Origin of the sequence: Paenibacillus sp. FSL M7-1455, assembly GCF_038004655.1 — a bacterium.
Lineage (GTDB): Bacteria > Bacillota > Bacilli > Paenibacillales > Paenibacillaceae > Paenibacillus_AQ > Paenibacillus_AQ cookii.
Genome location: NZ_JBBORO010000001.1, coordinates 1770895 through 1788592 on the forward strand (window position 1 = coordinate 1770895; position 17698 = coordinate 1788592).

The 17698-nt window shown below is 53.8% G+C and carries 17 protein-coding genes and 1 other RNA gene; 9 read left to right on the forward strand and 9 right to left on the reverse strand.

Annotated features, from left to right (window positions below; genetic code table 11):
* Positions 1-39 precede the first annotated feature (39 nt).
* Positions 40-1404, reverse strand: a complete 1365-nt coding sequence (locus NYE48_RS08210; protein WP_036706850.1) for an MATE family efflux transporter — start codon at positions 1402-1404, stop codon at positions 40-42.
* 249 nt (positions 1405-1653) lie between these two features.
* Complete coding sequence (locus NYE48_RS08215; RefSeq protein WP_340997990.1) at positions 1654-2829, reverse strand: putative glycoside hydrolase; 1176 nt, start codon at positions 2827-2829, stop codon at positions 1654-1656.
* Between the two features lie 309 nt (positions 2830-3138).
* On the opposite strand from NYE48_RS08215, the gene NYE48_RS08220 reads away from it, so the two are divergent.
* Positions 3139-4251: a GntR family transcriptional regulator gene (locus NYE48_RS08220; protein ID WP_036706674.1), complete on the forward strand. Its 1113-nt coding sequence runs from the start codon at positions 3139-3141 to the stop codon at positions 4249-4251.
* Here NYE48_RS08220 and NYE48_RS08225 read toward each other — a convergent pair.
* A complete protein-coding gene (locus NYE48_RS08225) occupies positions 4248-5159 on the reverse strand; it encodes an SDR family oxidoreductase (protein WP_212951665.1) in 912 nt (303 codons plus the stop codon). The genes NYE48_RS08220 and NYE48_RS08225 overlap by 4 nt on opposite strands.
* 358 nt (positions 5160-5517) lie before the next feature.
* On the opposite strand from NYE48_RS08225, the gene rhaB reads away from it, so the two are divergent.
* On the forward strand, positions 5518-6969 hold the full coding sequence (gene rhaB / locus NYE48_RS08230) for a rhamnulokinase (protein ID WP_340997994.1): 1452 nt from the start codon (positions 5518-5520) through the stop codon (positions 6967-6969).
* 54 nt (positions 6970-7023) lie between these two features.
* Positions 7024-8307: an L-rhamnose isomerase gene (gene rhaA / locus NYE48_RS08235; protein ID WP_212951669.1), complete on the forward strand. Its 1284-nt coding sequence runs from the start codon at positions 7024-7026 to the stop codon at positions 8305-8307.
* Positions 8308-8516: 209 nt separating this feature from the next.
* On the opposite strand, the gene NYE48_RS08240 is transcribed toward rhaA, so the two are convergent.
* Together NYE48_RS08240 and NYE48_RS08245 are read right to left on the reverse strand one after the other, a co-directional pair.
* On the reverse strand, positions 8517-8705 hold the full coding sequence (locus tag NYE48_RS08240; RefSeq protein ID WP_197069903.1) for a hypothetical protein: 189 nt from the start codon (positions 8703-8705) through the stop codon (positions 8517-8519).
* A gap of 185 nt (positions 8706-8890) precedes the next feature.
* The gene (locus tag NYE48_RS08245; protein ID WP_036706684.1) at positions 8891-9715 is read right to left on the reverse strand and encodes a YitT family protein; all 825 of its coding nucleotides are present in this window, start codon (positions 9713-9715) and stop codon (positions 8891-8893) included.
* A 426-nt stretch (positions 9716-10141) separates the two neighbouring features.
* On the opposite strand from NYE48_RS08245, the gene NYE48_RS08250 reads away from it, so the two are divergent.
* Positions 10142-11725 (forward strand): DEAD/DEAH box helicase, encoded by a 1584-nt coding sequence (locus NYE48_RS08250; RefSeq protein ID WP_445323951.1) that lies wholly within the window; start codon positions 10142-10144, stop codon positions 11723-11725.
* A gap of 100 nt (positions 11726-11825) precedes the next feature.
* Here NYE48_RS08250 and NYE48_RS08255 read toward each other — a convergent pair whose 3' ends face one another.
* On the reverse strand, positions 11826-11942 hold the full coding sequence (locus NYE48_RS08255) for a sporulation protein YjcZ (protein ID WP_081992025.1): 117 nt from the start codon (positions 11940-11942) through the stop codon (positions 11826-11828).
* Between the two features lie 180 nt (positions 11943-12122).
* Here NYE48_RS08255 and NYE48_RS08260 point away from each other — a divergent pair, with 180 nt between their 5' ends.
* From NYE48_RS08260 to NYE48_RS08270, 3 genes are all read left to right on the forward strand, one after another.
* Positions 12123-12947 (forward strand): YesL family protein, encoded by an 825-nt coding sequence (locus tag NYE48_RS08260; RefSeq protein WP_052146767.1) that lies wholly within the window; start codon positions 12123-12125, stop codon positions 12945-12947.
* A gap of 71 nt (positions 12948-13018) precedes the next feature.
* Positions 13019-13209: non-coding RNA, 6S RNA (gene ssrS, locus NYE48_RS08265), on the forward strand.
* Between the two features lie 246 nt (positions 13210-13455).
* Positions 13456-13845, forward strand: a complete 390-nt coding sequence (locus NYE48_RS08270; RefSeq protein WP_036706691.1) for a DUF1499 domain-containing protein — start codon at positions 13456-13458, stop codon at positions 13843-13845.
* A 191-nt stretch (positions 13846-14036) separates the two neighbouring features.
* On the opposite strand, the gene tpx is transcribed toward NYE48_RS08270, so the two are convergent.
* Positions 14037-14555, reverse strand: coding sequence for a thiol peroxidase (tpx, locus tag NYE48_RS08275; RefSeq protein ID WP_036706695.1), 519 nt, complete (start codon positions 14553-14555; stop codon positions 14037-14039).
* A gap of 174 nt (positions 14556-14729) precedes the next feature.
* Between tpx and NYE48_RS08280 the strand changes: the two genes are divergently transcribed.
* Both NYE48_RS08280 and NYE48_RS08285 read left to right on the forward strand, forming a co-directional pair.
* The gene (locus NYE48_RS08280; protein WP_036706697.1) at positions 14730-15362 is read left to right on the forward strand and encodes a rhomboid family intramembrane serine protease; all 633 of its coding nucleotides are present in this window, start codon (positions 14730-14732) and stop codon (positions 15360-15362) included.
* A 41-nt stretch (positions 15363-15403) separates the two neighbouring features.
* Positions 15404-16327 (forward strand): LysR family transcriptional regulator, encoded by a 924-nt coding sequence (locus NYE48_RS08285; RefSeq protein ID WP_036706700.1) that lies wholly within the window; start codon positions 15404-15406, stop codon positions 16325-16327.
* Positions 16328-16392: 65 nt separating this feature from the next.
* Here NYE48_RS08285 and NYE48_RS08290 read toward each other — a convergent pair whose 3' ends face one another.
* Both NYE48_RS08290 and NYE48_RS08295 read right to left on the reverse strand, forming a co-directional pair.
* Positions 16393-17067 carry a zinc metallopeptidase gene (locus NYE48_RS08290; RefSeq protein WP_036706702.1) on the reverse strand — a complete coding sequence of 225 codons (675 nt, stop codon included), beginning with the start codon at positions 17065-17067 and terminating at the stop codon, positions 16393-16395.
* A 45-nt stretch (positions 17068-17112) separates the two neighbouring features.
* The gene (locus tag NYE48_RS08295) at positions 17113-17544 is read right to left on the reverse strand and encodes a MerR family transcriptional regulator (RefSeq protein WP_212951680.1); all 432 of its coding nucleotides are present in this window, start codon (positions 17542-17544) and stop codon (positions 17113-17115) included.
* Between the last annotated feature and the right edge of the window lie 154 nt (positions 17545-17698).

Here is a 17698-nt window from a genome sequence, read left to right on the forward strand (position 1 = left end):
AGGGATGCGCTTGAATCCGGACGAACGTTTCAGGCCGAGTCATGCGGCGATGGCTTTGTTCTCCCGGCTCGCGCGCTGCACCCTTACAAGGCGCCAGAGCAGCAGGGTTGCGCCTGCGGCGAGCCCGGCAATGAGCCCGATCCAAAAGCCGAAAGCGCCCAGCGACGTAAAGGAGGCGAGGAGGTACCCGACGGGAAGCCCGATCACCCAATACGAAATAAAGGTAATGATAAAGGCGGGATTGACGTCCTTGTACCCGCGGAGCGCGCCCTGGACCGGCGTTGCGATCGCATCGGATATCTGGAAGAAAATCGCATAGATCAGAAAATGCTGCGTCAGCGCAATGACGTTGCTTTCCTCCGAATACAAGCCGGCGACGTATTTGCCGGCGACGAGCAGCACCACGGCGGTTGCAAGCGACAGGACCACCGCCGAACCGATGCCGAGGATGCTGTATTGCCGCGCATCCTTCAGCCGCCCGGCGCCTTTTTCGAAACCGACGAGGATGGTTAATGCCATGCTGATGCTCAGCGGGATCATGTACAGCGTGCTCGCGAAGTTCATCGCCGCCTGGTGCGCCGCAATCGTTATCGTGTTAAAGCGGCTCATCAGAAGCGTTACCGCGGCAAAAACGGCGGTTTCGAAAAAAATCGAAAAGCCGATCGGCACGCCGATTTTGAGCAGTTCCTTCCATACTTTTAAAGATACGCCGTGAAACTTGCGGAAAATGCCGTAAGCGGCGAACGGTTTCAGCCGGATCACGAACGTGACAGCGACCGCAAACACGCACCAATACGTAATCGCCGAGGCGATCCCGGCACCGGCGCCCCCAAGGCGGGGAAATCCCCAATTACCGAAGATGAGCAGATAGTTCAGAAAAATGTTGATCGGCAGGGAGATGAGCGTAATCGTCATGGAAATTTTCGTATGGCCGAGAGCGTCGATATAGCTGCGGAGCACCGTATAACCGAACATCGGAATGATGCCGATCGACAAAAAGCTCAAAAAGCGGAACGCGACGCTGCGGACCGGGGCATCGAGATTCATCCCGTCCAGAATGACGGGAAGCAGCATGCTGCCGATGGCTAAAATCGCGACCGCAAGCAGCAGGGCCAGCCATAGTCCCTGCATGACGTGATAGGCGACCTTTTGGGCCTGACCCCCGCCGATCAGATGGGAGACGATCGGAGTCATGCCCATCAAAATACCGCTCAAGCCCGTTTGCAGCGGGACCCACAGGCTGGAGCCGATGGCGACGCCGGCCAAATCGGTGGAACCGGCATGCCCCGACATGTTCGTATCAAAAAACGTAATGGCGGAAAGAGCGATTTGCGTGATCAGGATCGGCAGCAAGATGACGAGAAATTGTTTCGATTTCTGACTGAGCGTTACCGTTGTTTTCATGTTAAGCCTCACAGTATATATAAATTTCGCGCTTTTGAACGGCAGGAATCTATTGTAAAACATAAGCCTCCGTTTGAACAGGGATGACTGTCAAATAACCGGAAAGCCGTACAGGAAATGAAGAAACCGCCGGAGATCACAAGCCTTGAAGCAGGGATTTGCCCTGTCGGGGAAAATCTTAAAAGACCGAAACCCGGCCTTGGAGGGACCGGGTTTCGGCTGTGAAACGGATTTGCGCGATAGAGCAAATTATTTGTAAACCACGCCTTGCGAATAGCGGTTTGTGGCATTCCACAGCAAATATTCGTCGATATGCATATCCTTCAACGCCCGAATCTGCTCTTCGACCTGCGTTTTGCCGTATTTGACGTAGTGGCCGCTTCCCAGCCAACTGGCGGTAAAATCCTGGATCCACGGGCGAACGATCGGCTGCCGGTCCTTGAGCGGCTCGAGTTTTTTGAAGGTGTCGACCATCGAGCCTTTGATCGTGCGGTACGGCTCCTTGTCGGGGTCCTTGGCTCCGAACCAGCCCTGCGTGTAATGGCTTGGATACACCATCGGGCTGATCACGTCGACGTTAGCGGAGATTTTGTTGAAATCCTGGCCGATTCCTTCCGCCGCAGGCACCGATGCCGCATAACCGAAAATGTCGACCGAAACGCGGACGCCCATCGGGGAGAGCTGATTGCGGGCATACTGCACGAAATCGGCGACCGTTTCCACGCGGGTTTTGCCGTTTTTGGCGTATTTCAGGGAGTCGGCCCGTTTTTCGAAGCCCTCGGGGAAGCGGACGTAATCGAACTGGATTTCTTTAAAGCCCAGCTTGGCCGCTTCTTTGGCGATTTCCACGTTGTAATCCCACACTTCCTTGCTGAACGGGTTGACGAAGCTGTCGCCTTTGCCGTTTTTCCATACGGTTCCGTCGCTTTTGACAAAGGAAAGATCAGGACGTTTTTTGGCAAGAACCGTATCTTTGAACACGACGACCCGCGCGATCGGATATACATTGTGTTTTTTCAGGCGATCCATGAGCCCGCGGATGTCGCGGATAAACGGCTGCGGGTGCCCGTTTTTGATCAGCACCGGGTTGTCCGTTTTGTACGTTATGTATCCGGCATCGTCTTTAATGTCGATGACCATGGCGTTCAGGTCCGTTTGATCCACGAGGTCGAGAAGCTGGTTCATGCGCGACCCTCCGGCGCTGTAGGCCGTGACGTACACGCCTTTGACTTTGGGGGCGTCCGTTTGGGGATCGGTTTTGGCGGCCGAACCGTTCGCGCTTGCGGCGACCTCGTTTTGCCGGGAAGCCTCGACGGCCGAATGAATGGCGGACTTCAACATATTGGCGGCTTGGTCGCTGCCGCTCTGCGGATGATGGGTTGCGCTGCCGCCTAACAACAACAGCAGTGCAAAGATGATATTCATAACAATTCTCTCCCTTGTTAGCGTTCACATTACGATTATATTAGAACGCATAAGCTTAAAAACAACAGGTTTGTAACAATTTGACGATGATTACCGTCGAAAGTTGCGCGGTTTTGCAGGGGAGTCTGAAGCGGTTCGCCGTTATATGGAGTATCTTTGCCTGCGGGGAAACGAAATACATATGGGCAAGGGGGATTGCCAGGATTTACGCAATGCTGGAAATGATCGCAATGAGGTTTAGGCCCTGATCTTGCGAAAGCACATCTCCTAAAGTATACTTAATTCATTCTGTAGGGAGTGATTAGGGTTATGGGCATGGAAAAATCGGACAAGACGCCGATGTACCAATATATTATCAATGACATTAAACGCCGGATCGAAAACGGCGAATTGCAGGCGCATGATCCGCTGCCGACGCAAGTCGAGCTGGCCAAACAATTCAACACCAGCGAAATCACGTCGCGGCGGGCTTTGGCCGATCTGGTGCAGGAAGGCTACATCTACCGGATTCGCGGCAAAGGAAGTTTTGTGAAGGAAGAGGTGGCAGCCCCGCAGCGGGGGGCGATGCGCACCATATATTTAGTCTACAAAAACGAGGCCGTGGCTTCGTTTAACCATCCGTTTTTCACGGAAATGTTTCAAGGGATCCGGGAGGTATGCGAAGACAACGGCATCCGCTTTTTTCTGTGGGGGTTGGACGAAACGTATAAGCTGCCGGACGACCTGAACGCGGGAATCGTGTTGCTCACGAGCAACCATGCGTTCGATATCCGGCATCTGACCGGATGGCAGGAAGAAAAACGGCGGATGGTGACCGTTCATTTCTTTTACCCGCATCTGGGCATTCCTTACGTCATCGTCGACAATTTGACGGGAGGGTATCTGGCGACGCATCACCTGATTTCGCTGGGACATCGGGAGATCGGGATGATCCTGCCGGGAGAATCCATGATGGACATCAACCAGGAATTCTCCTTGCGCCTGCAGGGTTACCGCCTGGCATTGTCCCAGCATCAGATTCCCTTCAATCAGGATCTCATCGCCGTATTGCCGGGGGAGGACTTCGCGGATACGGGATACCGGGGATTCAAGGCGCTGATGTCGCTTGAGCACCCTCCGACGGCCGTGTTTGGCGCCAGCGACCTGAAAGCCATCGGGGCGATGACCGCCGCCAAGGAGATGGGGATCCGCATCCCGGAGGATGTCAGCATCATGGGTTACGATGATCTTGCCATCAGCGAATTTACGAATCCCGCCTTGTCGACCGTCAACCAAAACACCCGCAAGCTTGGGGAGCGTGCCGCCGAAATCCTTTTGCTCGGGGTGAAGGACGAAGAGAGCGGCCCGCTCCGCGAGGAAATCGTCCCGACGGTCATCGTGCGGGATTCGACGGCGCCTTTGGCCCGGGATGCCGACGCTTAGCGATACCCGGCGGCATCGGCCGGCTTGCCTTTTTCCTGCACCTCTTCGATATATCTCCAGGCATCGGGCCGCGACCCGTCCACATCGCAAAAACCGTATACTTTGGCCAGCTCTCCGCTGGAGACCGAGCAGCCGTTCCAGCGGCCTGCTTCCGGGTCCCCGGCCAGGGCGGCAACCGCACGTCCGACGAAGCGCGGCGTCTCCGAGATGATGAAATGAGGTTCCTTCACAAGCGCGTCCCGCCAGTTCTCTTCCCGCACCCCGTAGTGGTCGAGCATGATTTCGGAACGCATCCAGCCGGGCGTTACCGCGACGGCTGTGCATCCATGGGGCCGCAGCTCGTGGGCCAGCGATTTGGCCATTCGAAGGACCGAGGTTTTGGCCAAATCGTAAAACATGGACAACCGGTAATTCCGGTCGTTGTACGCGGCCGTCCCGTCCGTCATTTCGACGACCAGCCCCTTGCCGCTCCGGATCAGCAGGGGGAGCGCGAAATGGTTCGTGATGAGGTGGGTGTCGATTGCCAGCCGCAGCATTCGGAATCCCTTTTCCAGCGATTGTTCCCATACGGGCATGTTCCACTCGATCAGATGTTCCCCGCCCCAAATGTCGTTGACGAGCACGTCCAGCCGTCCTTGCTCCGCCTCGATGCGGTTCATCAAAGCCCGAACCTGTTCCGGATCCAAATGATCCGTCCGTACGGGAATGCCTTTGCCTCCCGCGCGGTTGACGAGCTCCGCCGTTTCTTCGATGGTTTCGGGACGGCCGTACTCGGAAGCCTGCTCCCTCGTCGTTCGTCCGGTGACATAAACGACGGCTCCAGCCGCCCCTAACTCGACGGCGATGCCCCTGCCGGCTCCACGGGTCGCTCCCGCGACCAATGCTACTTTTCCTTCTAATGAATTCACGTTCTGTCTCCCCTTTCAAAAAATTCATTTGACGCTTTTAGGATATACGTTAACGATGACAAAACCTGTCGTAGATGGACGATATTCAAAATCCAAAGCAAAGTATACGCTAATTATCGGTTTAAAGGCCTCGGAAACGATAAAATCTTCCGATTCATCCAAAAAATGATTGCATAACCGCCAAGTGTTCAATATACTTAATTAAAAAAAGTATACAATACATTTTTGCCATTGGTTGAACAGCTATGCGAAAGTGCGCCAATAAACTTGCTATGCCGTCATGCACAAACCGTTCAAAGCGCGAAGGGCTTCGCATATGATTTTGGGTGTGAAAAAATCCATTTCGGGAGTCATGCATATGAACCATTATTTGGCCGTCGATATCGGCGCTTCCAGCGGCAGGGTCATCTGGGGGACGCTTCGGGAAGGAGCGCTCCGCTTACAGGAGATTCACCGGTTCGGCAACGGATTCCATGAAAAAGACGGGAAGTTTTGCTGGGATATCGAGTATTTGTTCGGGCAGATTCTTACGGGACTGCAAATGGCAAAAACGCTCGGCGTCGACGAATGCACGCTCGGCATCGATACCTGGGCGGTGGACTACGTGCTGTTGGACCGGAAGGGGGAGAGGATCGGGGAGGTTTTTGCGTACCGCGATCCCCGGACGAACGGCGCCCCGGAACGTCTGCACCGGCATCTTTCGTTTCAGGAAGTCTATGAAAAAACGGGCATCCAGCAATTATCCTTTAACACGCTTTACCAGTTGTTCGTGCATGACCGGGAGGAGCTGGAGGCGGCGAAGCATATCCTTCTCGTTCCCGATTACCTGCACTACCGGCTGTGCGGGGTTTTGGCAAGCGAAGCGACCAACGCCTCGACGACCCAAATGCTCAATTGGCAAACGCAGGATTACGATTCCGATCTGTTGGCGCTGCTTGGGCTGCAAAGAAGCCAATTTCCCGATCTTGTCCGGCCGGGCGTCCGTCTGGGCGCCGTCCTAGGCGAGCTTGTCCGGGAGCACGACCTTCCCCGCTGCGAGGTCATCTCGGCGGCAACGCACGATACGGCATCGGCAGTGCTTGGGGTTCCGGCCCAAGGAACGTCATGGGGGTATCTCAGCAGCGGCACCTGGTCCCTGATCGGCGTGGAACGGGAGCATCCCTTGACGAGCCGGCTTGCCATGGAGCGCAATTACACCAACGAATGGGGAGCCTTCGGCACGTACCGGTTTTTGAAAAACATGATGGGCATGTGGCTCATCCAGCAGGTGCGCAAGGAAGCCGATGACGCATATTCCTTTGCGGAACTGGCGGAAATGGCTGCGGCGGCCGAACCTTTCCGATCGCTTATTCCATGCAACGACAGCCGGTTCATGAATCCGCCGAACATGACGGAAGCGATCCGCGGCTTCTGCAGGGAGTCCGGCCAGCCGGTGCCGGCGACCGCCGGGGAACTGGCCCGGTGCATTTTCGACAGCATGGCGCTGTCTTACGACGTCTATGTCCGCGAGTTGCAGGAGGTGACCGGGGAGCGGCTGAAGCAGCTTCACGTCGTCGGCGGCGGCGCGAACAACGGGTTTTTATGCCAGCTGAGCGCCGACGTGCTTGGCATGGCGATTTATGCCGGGCCGACGGAAGCGACGGTGCTGGGCAACCTTGCGGTCCAGATGATCGCGGACGGATCCGTCCGGGACATCCAGGAGGCAAGGGATCTGATCCGCCGCTCCTTTCCGGTCCGCGCGTATGCGCCCCGGCCGATGGACAGCGGTCTTTTGGCCGAACTTCGGGCGAAATACCGGTCGCTTGGCTGAAACGAACCGGGTGGGACGCCACCATTTCATTTGAAGAATCCGGAGGGGAAACAGATGGAGTCGACGATTCAAAACAGTTTTGATGAAGCCAAGAAGCTTTACGGGAAGCACGGCATCGACGTGGACGGCGTCCTCGAACGGCTTTCCCGCATCAAGATATCGCTTCACTGCTGGCAGGGGGACGACGTCAGGGGATTTTTGAACAAGAGCCGGGAGCTTGGCGGCGGCATTGCCGTCACCGGGAGTTATCCGGGGCGCGCCGGCACGCCGGACCAGCTGCGGGCCGATCTTGACAAGGCGTTCGAGCTCATACCGGGCAGGCATAAGGTCAATTTGCATGCCATCTACGCGGATACGGACGAGCGGGTTGATTTGGACGCGCTGGCGCCGAGGCATTTTGAAAATTGGGTGGCATGGGCCAAGGCCAAAGGCTACGGCTTGGATTTTAATCCGACGTGCTTTTCGCATGAAAAAGCGAACGACGGCTTTACGCTCAGCCATCCGGACGCGGGGATCCGCAGGTTTTGGATCGATCACTGCAAAGCCTCGCGGAAAATCGCCGAATATTTCGGCCGGGAGCTGGGGCAGCCCTGCGTGACGAACCTTTGGATTCCGGACGGGTACAAGGACACCCCGATCGATCGTTTGTCGCCGCGCGTCCGGCTGATGGAATCCCTTGACGAGGTATTCCGCGAACCGATCGACGAAAGCTATAATATCGATGCCGTCGAGAGCAAGCTGTTCGGCCTCGGCTCCGAAAGCTACGTGGTAGGCTCCCATGAATTTTATATGGGGTACGCCCTGAGCCGCGGAAAAACCATCTGCTTTGATTCGGGGCATTTCCATCCGACGGAAACGATCTCCAATAAGCTTTCGTCCTGGCTGCTGTTCGGCAAGCAGCTGCTGCTCCACGTCAGCCGTCCGGTGCGGTGGGACAGCGACCATGTCGTGACGATGGACGACGAGCTGCTCGACATTGCCCGCGAGCTGGTCCGCGGCGAACTGCTGGACAAAACCCATATCGGCCTCGACTTCTTCGACGGCAGCATCAACCATGTGGCGGCATGGGTCATCGGCACCAGAAACACGCTGAAAGCGCTGCTGCGGGCGATGCTCGAGCCGGTGGACCGGCTGAAAGAGATCGAGCTGGAAGGGGATTTTACGTCCAGGCTGGCGCTTGTTGAAGAATTCAAGTCCTATCCGTTCGGGGCGGTCTGGGATTACTACTGCTGGAAATCGGGCACGCCGGTAAGGGAAGAATGGCTGGCGGAGGTCAAGCGATACGAACGGGAAGTGTTGTTCCCCAGAACGCAAGCGAAAGGATCCGTCGTCGGTTAAAAGAGCCTTTTTTGCGGGAACGTTTTTCACTGCAGGAACAAACGGAAGAACGCAAAGAACCGGAAGCCCAAGATTCTTGAGCCGCCGGTTCTTTTTGGCCTCATGGCATATATCACATGAACGGATTAAAAATGCCGCCTGTCTCAGTATGGTTCAGGGACTGACTGCGAGGCGGCACGGATCTTTCGGTGAACTAACCACATCTTCATTCATTGAAGAGGCGCAGAGCTTTGATGTTCGCAGATGCTGTACTGGATAATTTCCATGGCATCTTCCTGTTCCAGGATACCCAGTCCGTCCCGCAGCACGATGAGTGAATTCAGTTCTTTTTGCTTCAAAAATGGCATCATGTCGGGGAACCACTTCATGACGATTTGGGACAATTTGACCGTTTCCATTTCCACAAAAATCACCCTTTCCTCTCGGATTCTTCAGAGCCCTAAATCTTTAAAGCCAAGGAACCGGAAAAGCGTGTAAGTGCCTGGAAAACCTTTGTCGATCCTAATCTCATGGAACTCATGCAGGTACCGCGCATCATTAATATACCACAAAACGCATCCTTTTTACACAAAGGGCGCCAAATTCAACTTCTGCGGAACGAACCCATGACCCCGACGGTCTCGACGATGTTGACGAAAGCTTTCGGGTCGGTCTGCTTGATGATCCGCTTCAGCTCTTGGAGCTCGTAGCGGGTGGTTACCGTCATCAGCATGTCCTTGGATTCGTGGGAAAAAGCCCCTTCGGTTTTGATTTTGGTCACGCCGCGCGGTCGTTCGAGCAGTTTTTCCAAAAGGGCCTCCGTTTCGTTGGTAATGATATAGACGGTGACTTTGAAATGGCTGACGTGGATGAAATCGACCATCTTGCCGGTGACGAAAATGGAGATCATCGAGGCCAGGGCAAGATTCCAGTCGTTCTGCAAGTATCCCGCGGCAAGGATGACCAGGCCGTTCATCGCAACCAACACGTTGCCGACAGGGAAGTCCCGGTATCGCGTCACGATGGAGCCGATAATGTCAAAACCGCCCGAGGAGCCGCCCGCCCGGAAGGAGATGCCTGCACCGACGCCGACCAGGACCCCTCCGAACACCGAAGCGATCAGCGTATCCGTCGCGAGCAGGTTGACCGGAACGACGGCGATAAATGCGGTCGTGGCCACGACCGACAAAATGCTGAGCACGATAAACCGCTTCCCGAGCTGGAACCAGCCCGCGACCAAAATCGGCACGTTAAACACGAAATACAGCACGCTGAGATTCATCGGCGTAAAATAATTGACCAGCATCGACAGGCCGGATACCCCGCCGCTTAACAGCTTGTGGGGGACCAGGAACAGATTGAACCCGCAGGCGATAAACGCCGCGCCGACGATCACGCCGATATATTTCCAAATATTACGGAGCTTCACAGCCTCACCTCAATTTTCTATGCGATACATTTTCATAAAAATTTTCAATCTTAGTTTCAAGCCGCTGGTGTTTGTAATTTAGTTTGTGATATAATGGATTGGATATTCTTGAGTAGGCTTGTACAATAGTTTTATTCTGACATTGTTTCAGGAGAAAATTACCGTTTACTTAAAAGAGATTTTGCGATGAGCGGCGTTTCGTTTGGCAATTGATGGATCGGGAAGCGGGTGCTTCGTCTACACATTGTGCTTCGGAGCGGCTTGAATCGATGTCATGCAAAGTCCCTGTAGGCGTTTTTGCCCTGAATAAACGCTATAGAGAATATAAGCCATGCAAAAAATCATGAAGAATGGCTAACCTATATATGTTTACCGCTACTTAAGAATACAGACAAGATTGTGGAATGTCCACTATATAGAAGGAGTATGAATATTTTGAAAAATTTTGCAGATTTAGGCCTTGAGCCGAAGGTTCTACGGGCCATTACCGAGCTTGGATTCGAGGAAGCGACACCTATTCAGGCACAGGCGATCCCGATCGCGATGACGGGACGCGACTTGATCGGTCAGGCACAGACCGGTACGGGCAAAACGGCCGCATTCGGCATCCCTCTGATCAACAAAATCTCGAAGGAAACGGACAAAATCGTGGCGCTTGTCATGACCCCGACCCGCGAGCTGGCCATCCAGGTGGCGGAGGAAATCGGAAAGCTTACCCGCTTCAAAGGCATCGGTTCCCTGCCGATTTACGGCGGCCAAGACATCGGACGCCAAATTCGCGCCTTGAAGAAAAAACCGCAAATCATTATCGGTACTCCAGGCCGTTTGCTGGATCATATCAACCGTAAAACCATCCGTCTCGACGACGTCGAAACCGTCATTCTGGACGAAGCCGATGAAATGCTGGACATGGGCTTTATGGAAGATATCCAATCGATCCTGAAGCTGGTTCCGGAAAATCGCCAAACGATGCTTTTCTCCGCAACAATGCCGCCTAACATCCAAAGACTTGCCCAGCAATTTTTGAAAGATCCTGAACACGTGTCGGTCGTGCCGAAACAAGTCAGCGCGCCGCTGATCGATCAAGCTTACATCGAAGTGCCTGAACGCCAGAAGTTCGAAGCGCTTTGCCGTTTGATCGACATGGAATCTCCGGAGCTTGCGATCGTATTCGGACGCACCAAACGCCGCGTCGACGAGCTGTCGGAAGCTTTGCAAAAACGCGGATATTCCGCTGACGGCCTGCATGGGGACTTGTCCCAAAACCAACGCGACACCGTGATGCGCAAATTCCGCGACGGAAGCATCGACGTGCTGGTTGCGACGGACGTGGCCGCCCGCGGCCTGGACGTGTCCGGCGTTACCCACGTCGTCAACTTCGACCTTCCGCAGGATCCGGAGAGCTATGTGCACCGCATCGGCCGTACGGGCCGGGCAGGCAAGGAAGGAACGGCTTGGTCGTTCGTGACGCCTCGCGAAATCGACCATCTGCACCTGATCGAACGGATCACGCGCCATCGCATCGCCCGCAAACCGCTGCCGACGCTGGCCGAAGCGATCGAAGGCAAACAGCGCATCATTGCCGAGCGTTTGCTTGAGACGATCGAAAAAGGCGAGCTGAACGAGTACAAAGGTTTGGCGATCCAGCTGCTAGAGCAGTACGATTCCGTGCAGCTGCTGTCCGCGGCGATGAAAATGCTGACCGGCGAGAAGCGCGATTCCGAAATCCAGCTGACTCCGGAAGAACCGATCCGCGTGAAACGCCGTTACAACAGCGGCAAGCCTGATCTCCGGAACGGCCGCAGACCTTCGGGCAACTACGGCGGTTTCCGCAGCAACAGCGGCGGCAGAGGCGGCTACAACCGCGACCGCGATAACCGCGGCGGCTATAACCGCAGCGGCGGCCGCAGCGATTCCTACCGCGACGGGGACCGCAAGCCGCGCACCAGCAGCAGCAGCAGCGGCGAGGGCAGACGCCAGTCCAAACGCGACGAATCCTACAACAGCTAAGCCGAAGGCGGGGACGTTACCCGCTCAAACTTAAAGAGACGAGGGGCATTGCTGCCCTTCGTCTCTTTTTTGGTTGCTGCCAAGGATGGATTCGCTCGGATTAGAAAATGAATGCGCGCGTGATGATGACCAGCAGAATGAAGAGAACCAAAATCGCACCTGTGGAACCCCACAAACCAAGACCAGGACCATAACCATATCCACCAACATGAGACATTGAGAATTACCTCCTTAAGTGTTTGATTCCTTTGGGTTACTGTGTATCTTATGTGGGTGAGCACCTTGAGGTATAGACCATCACCCATTTTGCGAAAAAATTAGGCTCTGGCAATGTAAGGCTAAAATGCGGTAAAATATCATTAGTACGAGCATAGATAGTGGAGGAGGAGGCTTTTTCTTGGAATTTAAAGGCGCAATGGGCGGTATTTACAGATTAACGGAATGGATCACCCGCTTTGCTTACAGCAACATTCTATGGCTGGTTTGTTCGTCTCCGTTTTTCTTTTTTCTGGTGACCAGGCTGATGGTGACCGGCGTAAACGAATCGCTTCAAATGAACTGGGCCATGGGTATTGTGGCACCGTTTACATTGTTTCCGGCCACGGCGGCGTTGTTTGCGGTCGTGCGCAAATGGGTGATGGGCGATCCGGACGTCAAAATTTTCAGCTTGTTTTTCAGATCGTACAAGGAAAATTACAAGCAAAGCATGATCGGAGGCATTTTTTACGTTCTGCTTCTGGTGATCATGATGGTGGACTACACCGTTTACATGACGCAGTTCAAGAACATGCAAATCATCGGCATCGTGATGCTGATTCTGCTGATCGTCTTGTTCGTGTCCTTGTTCAATTTCTTTTCCATGATCGTCCATTATCATATGAACATTCGGCAGATCATGAAAAATGCGGTGCTGATCACGATCATCCGCCCGTTCCGGGTCATCGCGACGGTGCTCGGAAGCGCGGTCGTGCTGTTCATTGGCTCCAAATATCCGGCGCTCATCTTCTTTTTCGGCGGAAGCTTGATTGCTTACTGGGCATTTTTTAATTTCTACGCGACGTTCACCAAAATGCAGGAACAGGCCGAGCGGATCAAACAAAAGGAACTGGAGGAGCAAGAAGCCGCGGGGGCAGGCATTGATCTTGAAGCTTCATCCGATGCAGCCGGTGGCGAACCCGGCGACGGCGATCGGCGGAGCGGGGAAGCGACAAGAAAGGACTGATCCCGCTCCGGTTCGTTTCGGAATTTTTCTCCCGACATTTACTTTTTGAGCAAAAAGGTCTATAATAAGACTACATCCTGCGATGTTCGCCACGGTTAATCGTTGTTTTGAACCAATGATGATGTCTAGGGAGATTTTTACGATGCGCGGCTGGAACGCCCTGTCTATATGACAAGGGGACTTCAAAAACGCGTCCGCGATCACCCACCTGCCAAAGCAGGTTCAGAAGACAATTTAACCGGACGGCATAGGCGGGTTTTTATTTTAGAACATGGCAGGGCACTCCGTGCTTGCGGATTTTTCCGCAAACCGGGGTGTCTTTTTGGTTTACGAAAAACGTCCCGGCGGACTCTGTTCGGAAGCGATGGCAAAAACGTGCAAACGCTTTATGGAAAGCCGCGCTAATTTGCCTTTTCGCCGAATTTTCCCTTACTTTCTCTTTTGTTCTGGTCCCAACAATGATACACTGTAAAGTATTGATGATGCTTACTACAAAGGGGGAAAGGTCTTGTCGCTGAAAAGGGTTCTAGTGGGAATCTTTCGCAGTCAGGAAGGTACAAGCGACCGGGCGAAGGATCCGAAGATGAAGACGCGCTACTACAATTTATCGAAAGACAAGGCATGGGAGGAAATATCCTCGACATTAAAAAAGATCCCGGGGTATAAGGTCTTGCATGAAGTTCCTTCCGTCGGCGAAATTACGCTGGAGAAAAGAACGTCTTTCGGACGAACGGTGGACATCACGGTATCCGTGCTATCGGTCGGGCCGGTGCGCAGCGCGGTTGACATGTATTCCGCTTCCAGAGGTTCCCTGGGGGATTTGGGGGCCAACTACCGCATTATTCTCAATTTATTTTCGGCACTCGACAAGAAACTGGGCAAATACAAAGTCTCTTAACGATAGGCATGAAAAAGCGAGAGAAAGACACAAGCTTTCTCCCGCTTTTTTTCAGGTAGGGAAAACGCGTCGTTGACGCGCTTCCCGATCCGAATGAACAGAGGACATGAAAAAGCGGTCTGTCTTCAACGAAAAACGACGATAGGCTTTTTCTTATGCCCTGGCAAGCATATACTTAAGGCGAGGGCTTCTTACAGAAGCTCTTTGACGGCTGCGACCGCTTTTTCGTAATTCGGATGTTCGGCCATCTCTTTCAGATATTCCACGTACGTGATTTTGTCGTTTTGGTCGACAACGAAAATGGAACGCATGTCCAGACGGAATTCCTTGATGTGGACGCCGTAGGCTTGGCCGAAAGACATGTCCTTGTGATCCGAAAGCGTGATGACGCGGTCTACGCCGGCTGCGCCGCACCAGCGCTCTTGGGCAAACGGAAGATCGGCGCTGATGGTGAGTACGACCACGTTATCGCCAAGGGCGGAGGCCTCCTCGTTGAAACGGCGGGTTTGGGCGTCGCATACGCCGGTATCCAGGGAAGGAACGACGCTGATCAGCTTGATTTTTCCCGCGAAATCTTTGAGGGTAGCCTGTTCAAGCAGATTTTTGCTGACGGTAAAGTCCGGAGCCTGATCGCCCGCCTTCAGTTCGGGACCGATCAGCGTAATCGGATTGCCTTTAAAAGTTGCAGCACCTGTGCGTTCTTGTGCCATGGTTGATTCTCCTTTCGGATATGGAATTTTGGTGATTCGTGCCAATTCATTATAATCTTTTTAAAAAGGCATTGTCCAATGAGCCGGATGTCGGCATGGCGACGCAGCGAATGCGAACATGGTTTCCCGATATCCGGGACGGTCCCGATATAGCGATAGAAAAGGAAGTGCGGCATGTTATTTGTTCGTTATGAAAACTGGAAAAGCTACTTGAAATATTATCCGATTACGACGATATTGTTTGTGGCGAATATAGTGATGTACCTGATTCTGGTCTTTAACGGAGGGGCCTCCGATAACAACACGATCATCCGATTCGGGGCGCTGACCAACGTGGAAGGAATGAATGAATGGTGGCGATACGTAACGTCGCTTTTTCTTCACGGAGGTTTTTCGCATCTTTTGTTTAACGATTTTGCCATCCTCGTCTTTTGCCCGCCGCTCGAGCGGCTGCTTGGGGCTTGGCGATATGCGCTATTATACCTGCTCAGCGGCGTGATCGGCAATATTTTGTCCGTGGCGCATTATAACCGTCTGGGGGAAACGCTCCTTACGTTAGGCGCCTCAGGGGCCGTTTACGGGGTGTACGGAGCCTACCTCTACATCGCCCTGCTGCAGCGGAACCTGATGGACGAATCCTCGCGCAAGACGATTTATGCCCTGCTTGCCATCGGGATTATTTTCTCGTTTGCTTCGGGGGAACAAATTAAAATCAACTGGATGGCGCATTTGGGCGGATTGGTCGGCGGATTTTTCGTTTACGGCTTAATGGCAAGGATTTTGAAGAAACGGTATGGAAGGTCATAGCAAGAGGACCCGCGTAAAAAGCAGAATGGAGCGAGTAACAGGTGGAATTAAGACAGTTGCAGTATTTTTTGAAGGTAGCGCAGAAAGAGCATGTCACCCAGGCTTCGGAGGAGCTTCACGTGGCCCAGTCTGCGGTCAGCCGTCAGATTCATCAGCTGGAGGAAGAGCTGGGCGTTCAATTGTTTATGCAAAAGGGAAGAAACCTGCAGTTGACGCCGGTAGGACAGCTGTTTTGCAAACGGGTGGACAGCATCCTCAAAGATCTCGACCGGGCGGTTGCCGAGGTTCATGAATTTTTGGACCCGGAGCAAGGCGAAATCCGGATCGGTTTTCCGCACAGTTTGGGGATCCATCTTATTCCGTCTGTCGTGGCCGAATTCAAGCGGCGGTATCCGAACGTGAAATTCAGGTTCAAGCAGGGCATGTTCCCATCCTTGATCCGCGACGTCATTTCGGCGGAAGTGGATCTTGCCTTCATTTCCCCGTTTCCGGAGAAGCATGATCAAGTGGAAGGGGAGATTATGCTGACGGAGGAGCTGTTTGCGATTTTGCCTCCGAACCATCCGCTGGCCAAGGAAGAGAGCATCAAGCTCAGCCAGTTGAAGGACGATAAATTCGTCCTGTTCAGCAAAGGGTACTCGCTGCGGCCGATCGTATGGCATGCCTGCTTGGAGGCGGGATTCACGCCGAAGATCGCGTTTGAGGGCGAGGAAACCGACACGATCCGGGGGTTGGTGGCCGCGGGCATGGGGGTAAGCATTTTGCCGGAGATGGCATTATTCCAAACGAATCCGCTCCAGCCTGCCCGGGTACGGATTTCGGAGCCGAAGGTGACGCGCACCATCGGGCTGATCCACCGGTCGGACGACAAGCTGCCGCGGGTGGCTCAGGCCTTCCGCTCCTTTTTGCTCAGCTACTTCGGACTGCAGCAGCAAGCCGGGACTTGCGATAAACCGAAAACATAACCTGAACAATCATAAAACCCCCTGGCCGGTTGGCAACCGTCCAGGGGGTTTTTGGCGTCATAACGTTAATCGCGGTTATTGTTCACGAAAATAAAGATGTAGCGCAGAAGCTCCAGCACGGAGATCAGCGCGGCAGCCACATAGGTCAGGGCCGCGGCGTTCAGCACTTTGGCGACGCCTCTTTCTTCTTCGTTTGTGATATATCCTTCGGCCACCATAATGTCGCGGGCGCGGTTGCTGGCATTAAATTCGACCGGCAGCGTAATGAGCTGGAAGGCGACGGCAACGGAGAAGAAGATGATTCCGATCCCGAGAAGCCCCATCCACTGGAACAGGAAGCCGGCGATAATCAGCAAAGGAGCGATCCCCGACGCAAAGTTGACGATCGGGAATATCCGGTGTCTCAGCACGAGCATCGGATAATGCTGTTTGTGCTGAATGGCGTGTCCGACTTCGTGACAGGCGACCGAAACCGCCGAAATCGAATTTTCGTAGTAGACCGGTTCGGATAAGCGGACCACGCGGTGAATCGGATCGTAGTGGTCGGATAACGCGCCGCGCACCGGTTCGATCGGAACATCGTGCAAACCGTTGCTGTCAAGCATATGCCGGGCTGCATCGTAGCCGGTCATGCCGCTGGCCGCCGGTACGTCCGACCATTTTCTGAACGTTCCCTGGACCCGGAACTGCGCCCACAAGGAAAAACCGAACGCAATGATAATAAGAATATACATTCCCATCTTACAACCTCCTGCTTGTGTCGATACCTGTAAAATAGAACCTCGCTAAAGGGTAGGTCCTTGTTCGAGGAAAAGCCTGATCGCCTCGATGCATGCCGCGCCCTGCGGCAGCAAATTCAGCAGCAGGCGCCGCGCTTGCCCGGGCTTCATCTTCTCGAGAAGGGGGCTGAGCTCCTTGACCTCGCGTTCCAGCTGCTGCATTTGCAGCTCCAGGTGGGAAAGCCTGTCGGATACGTGATGGATCTCGGGGGCGGCATCCCATTTGGCAAGCGTCTGGCGAATCTCTTCCAGAGTATATTTCTCTTGTTTCAATTCATTAATACGTTTGAGACGGAGCAAGGTTTCATGGCTGTACAAACGATAATTTTTAAGAGTGCGCTTTTCGGGAGAGATCAACCCCAGCTTGGTATAATAGTCGATCGTACGCTCGCTGACGCCCCCGGCCTTAGCCAATTCACCGATCCGGTAAAGTTTCATATCCCCATCTAAACCACCTCACCGAAAAAAGTTTGCGGATGCTGATTGGTTGCAGTATCCCGAGCTCTATAGAATGAACGTCTCATTTTTGTCGGTTTTCTAAAAAAGGATGCTCCGGTTCGTTCAATCTATGTAACTCATATTAATGACCTGT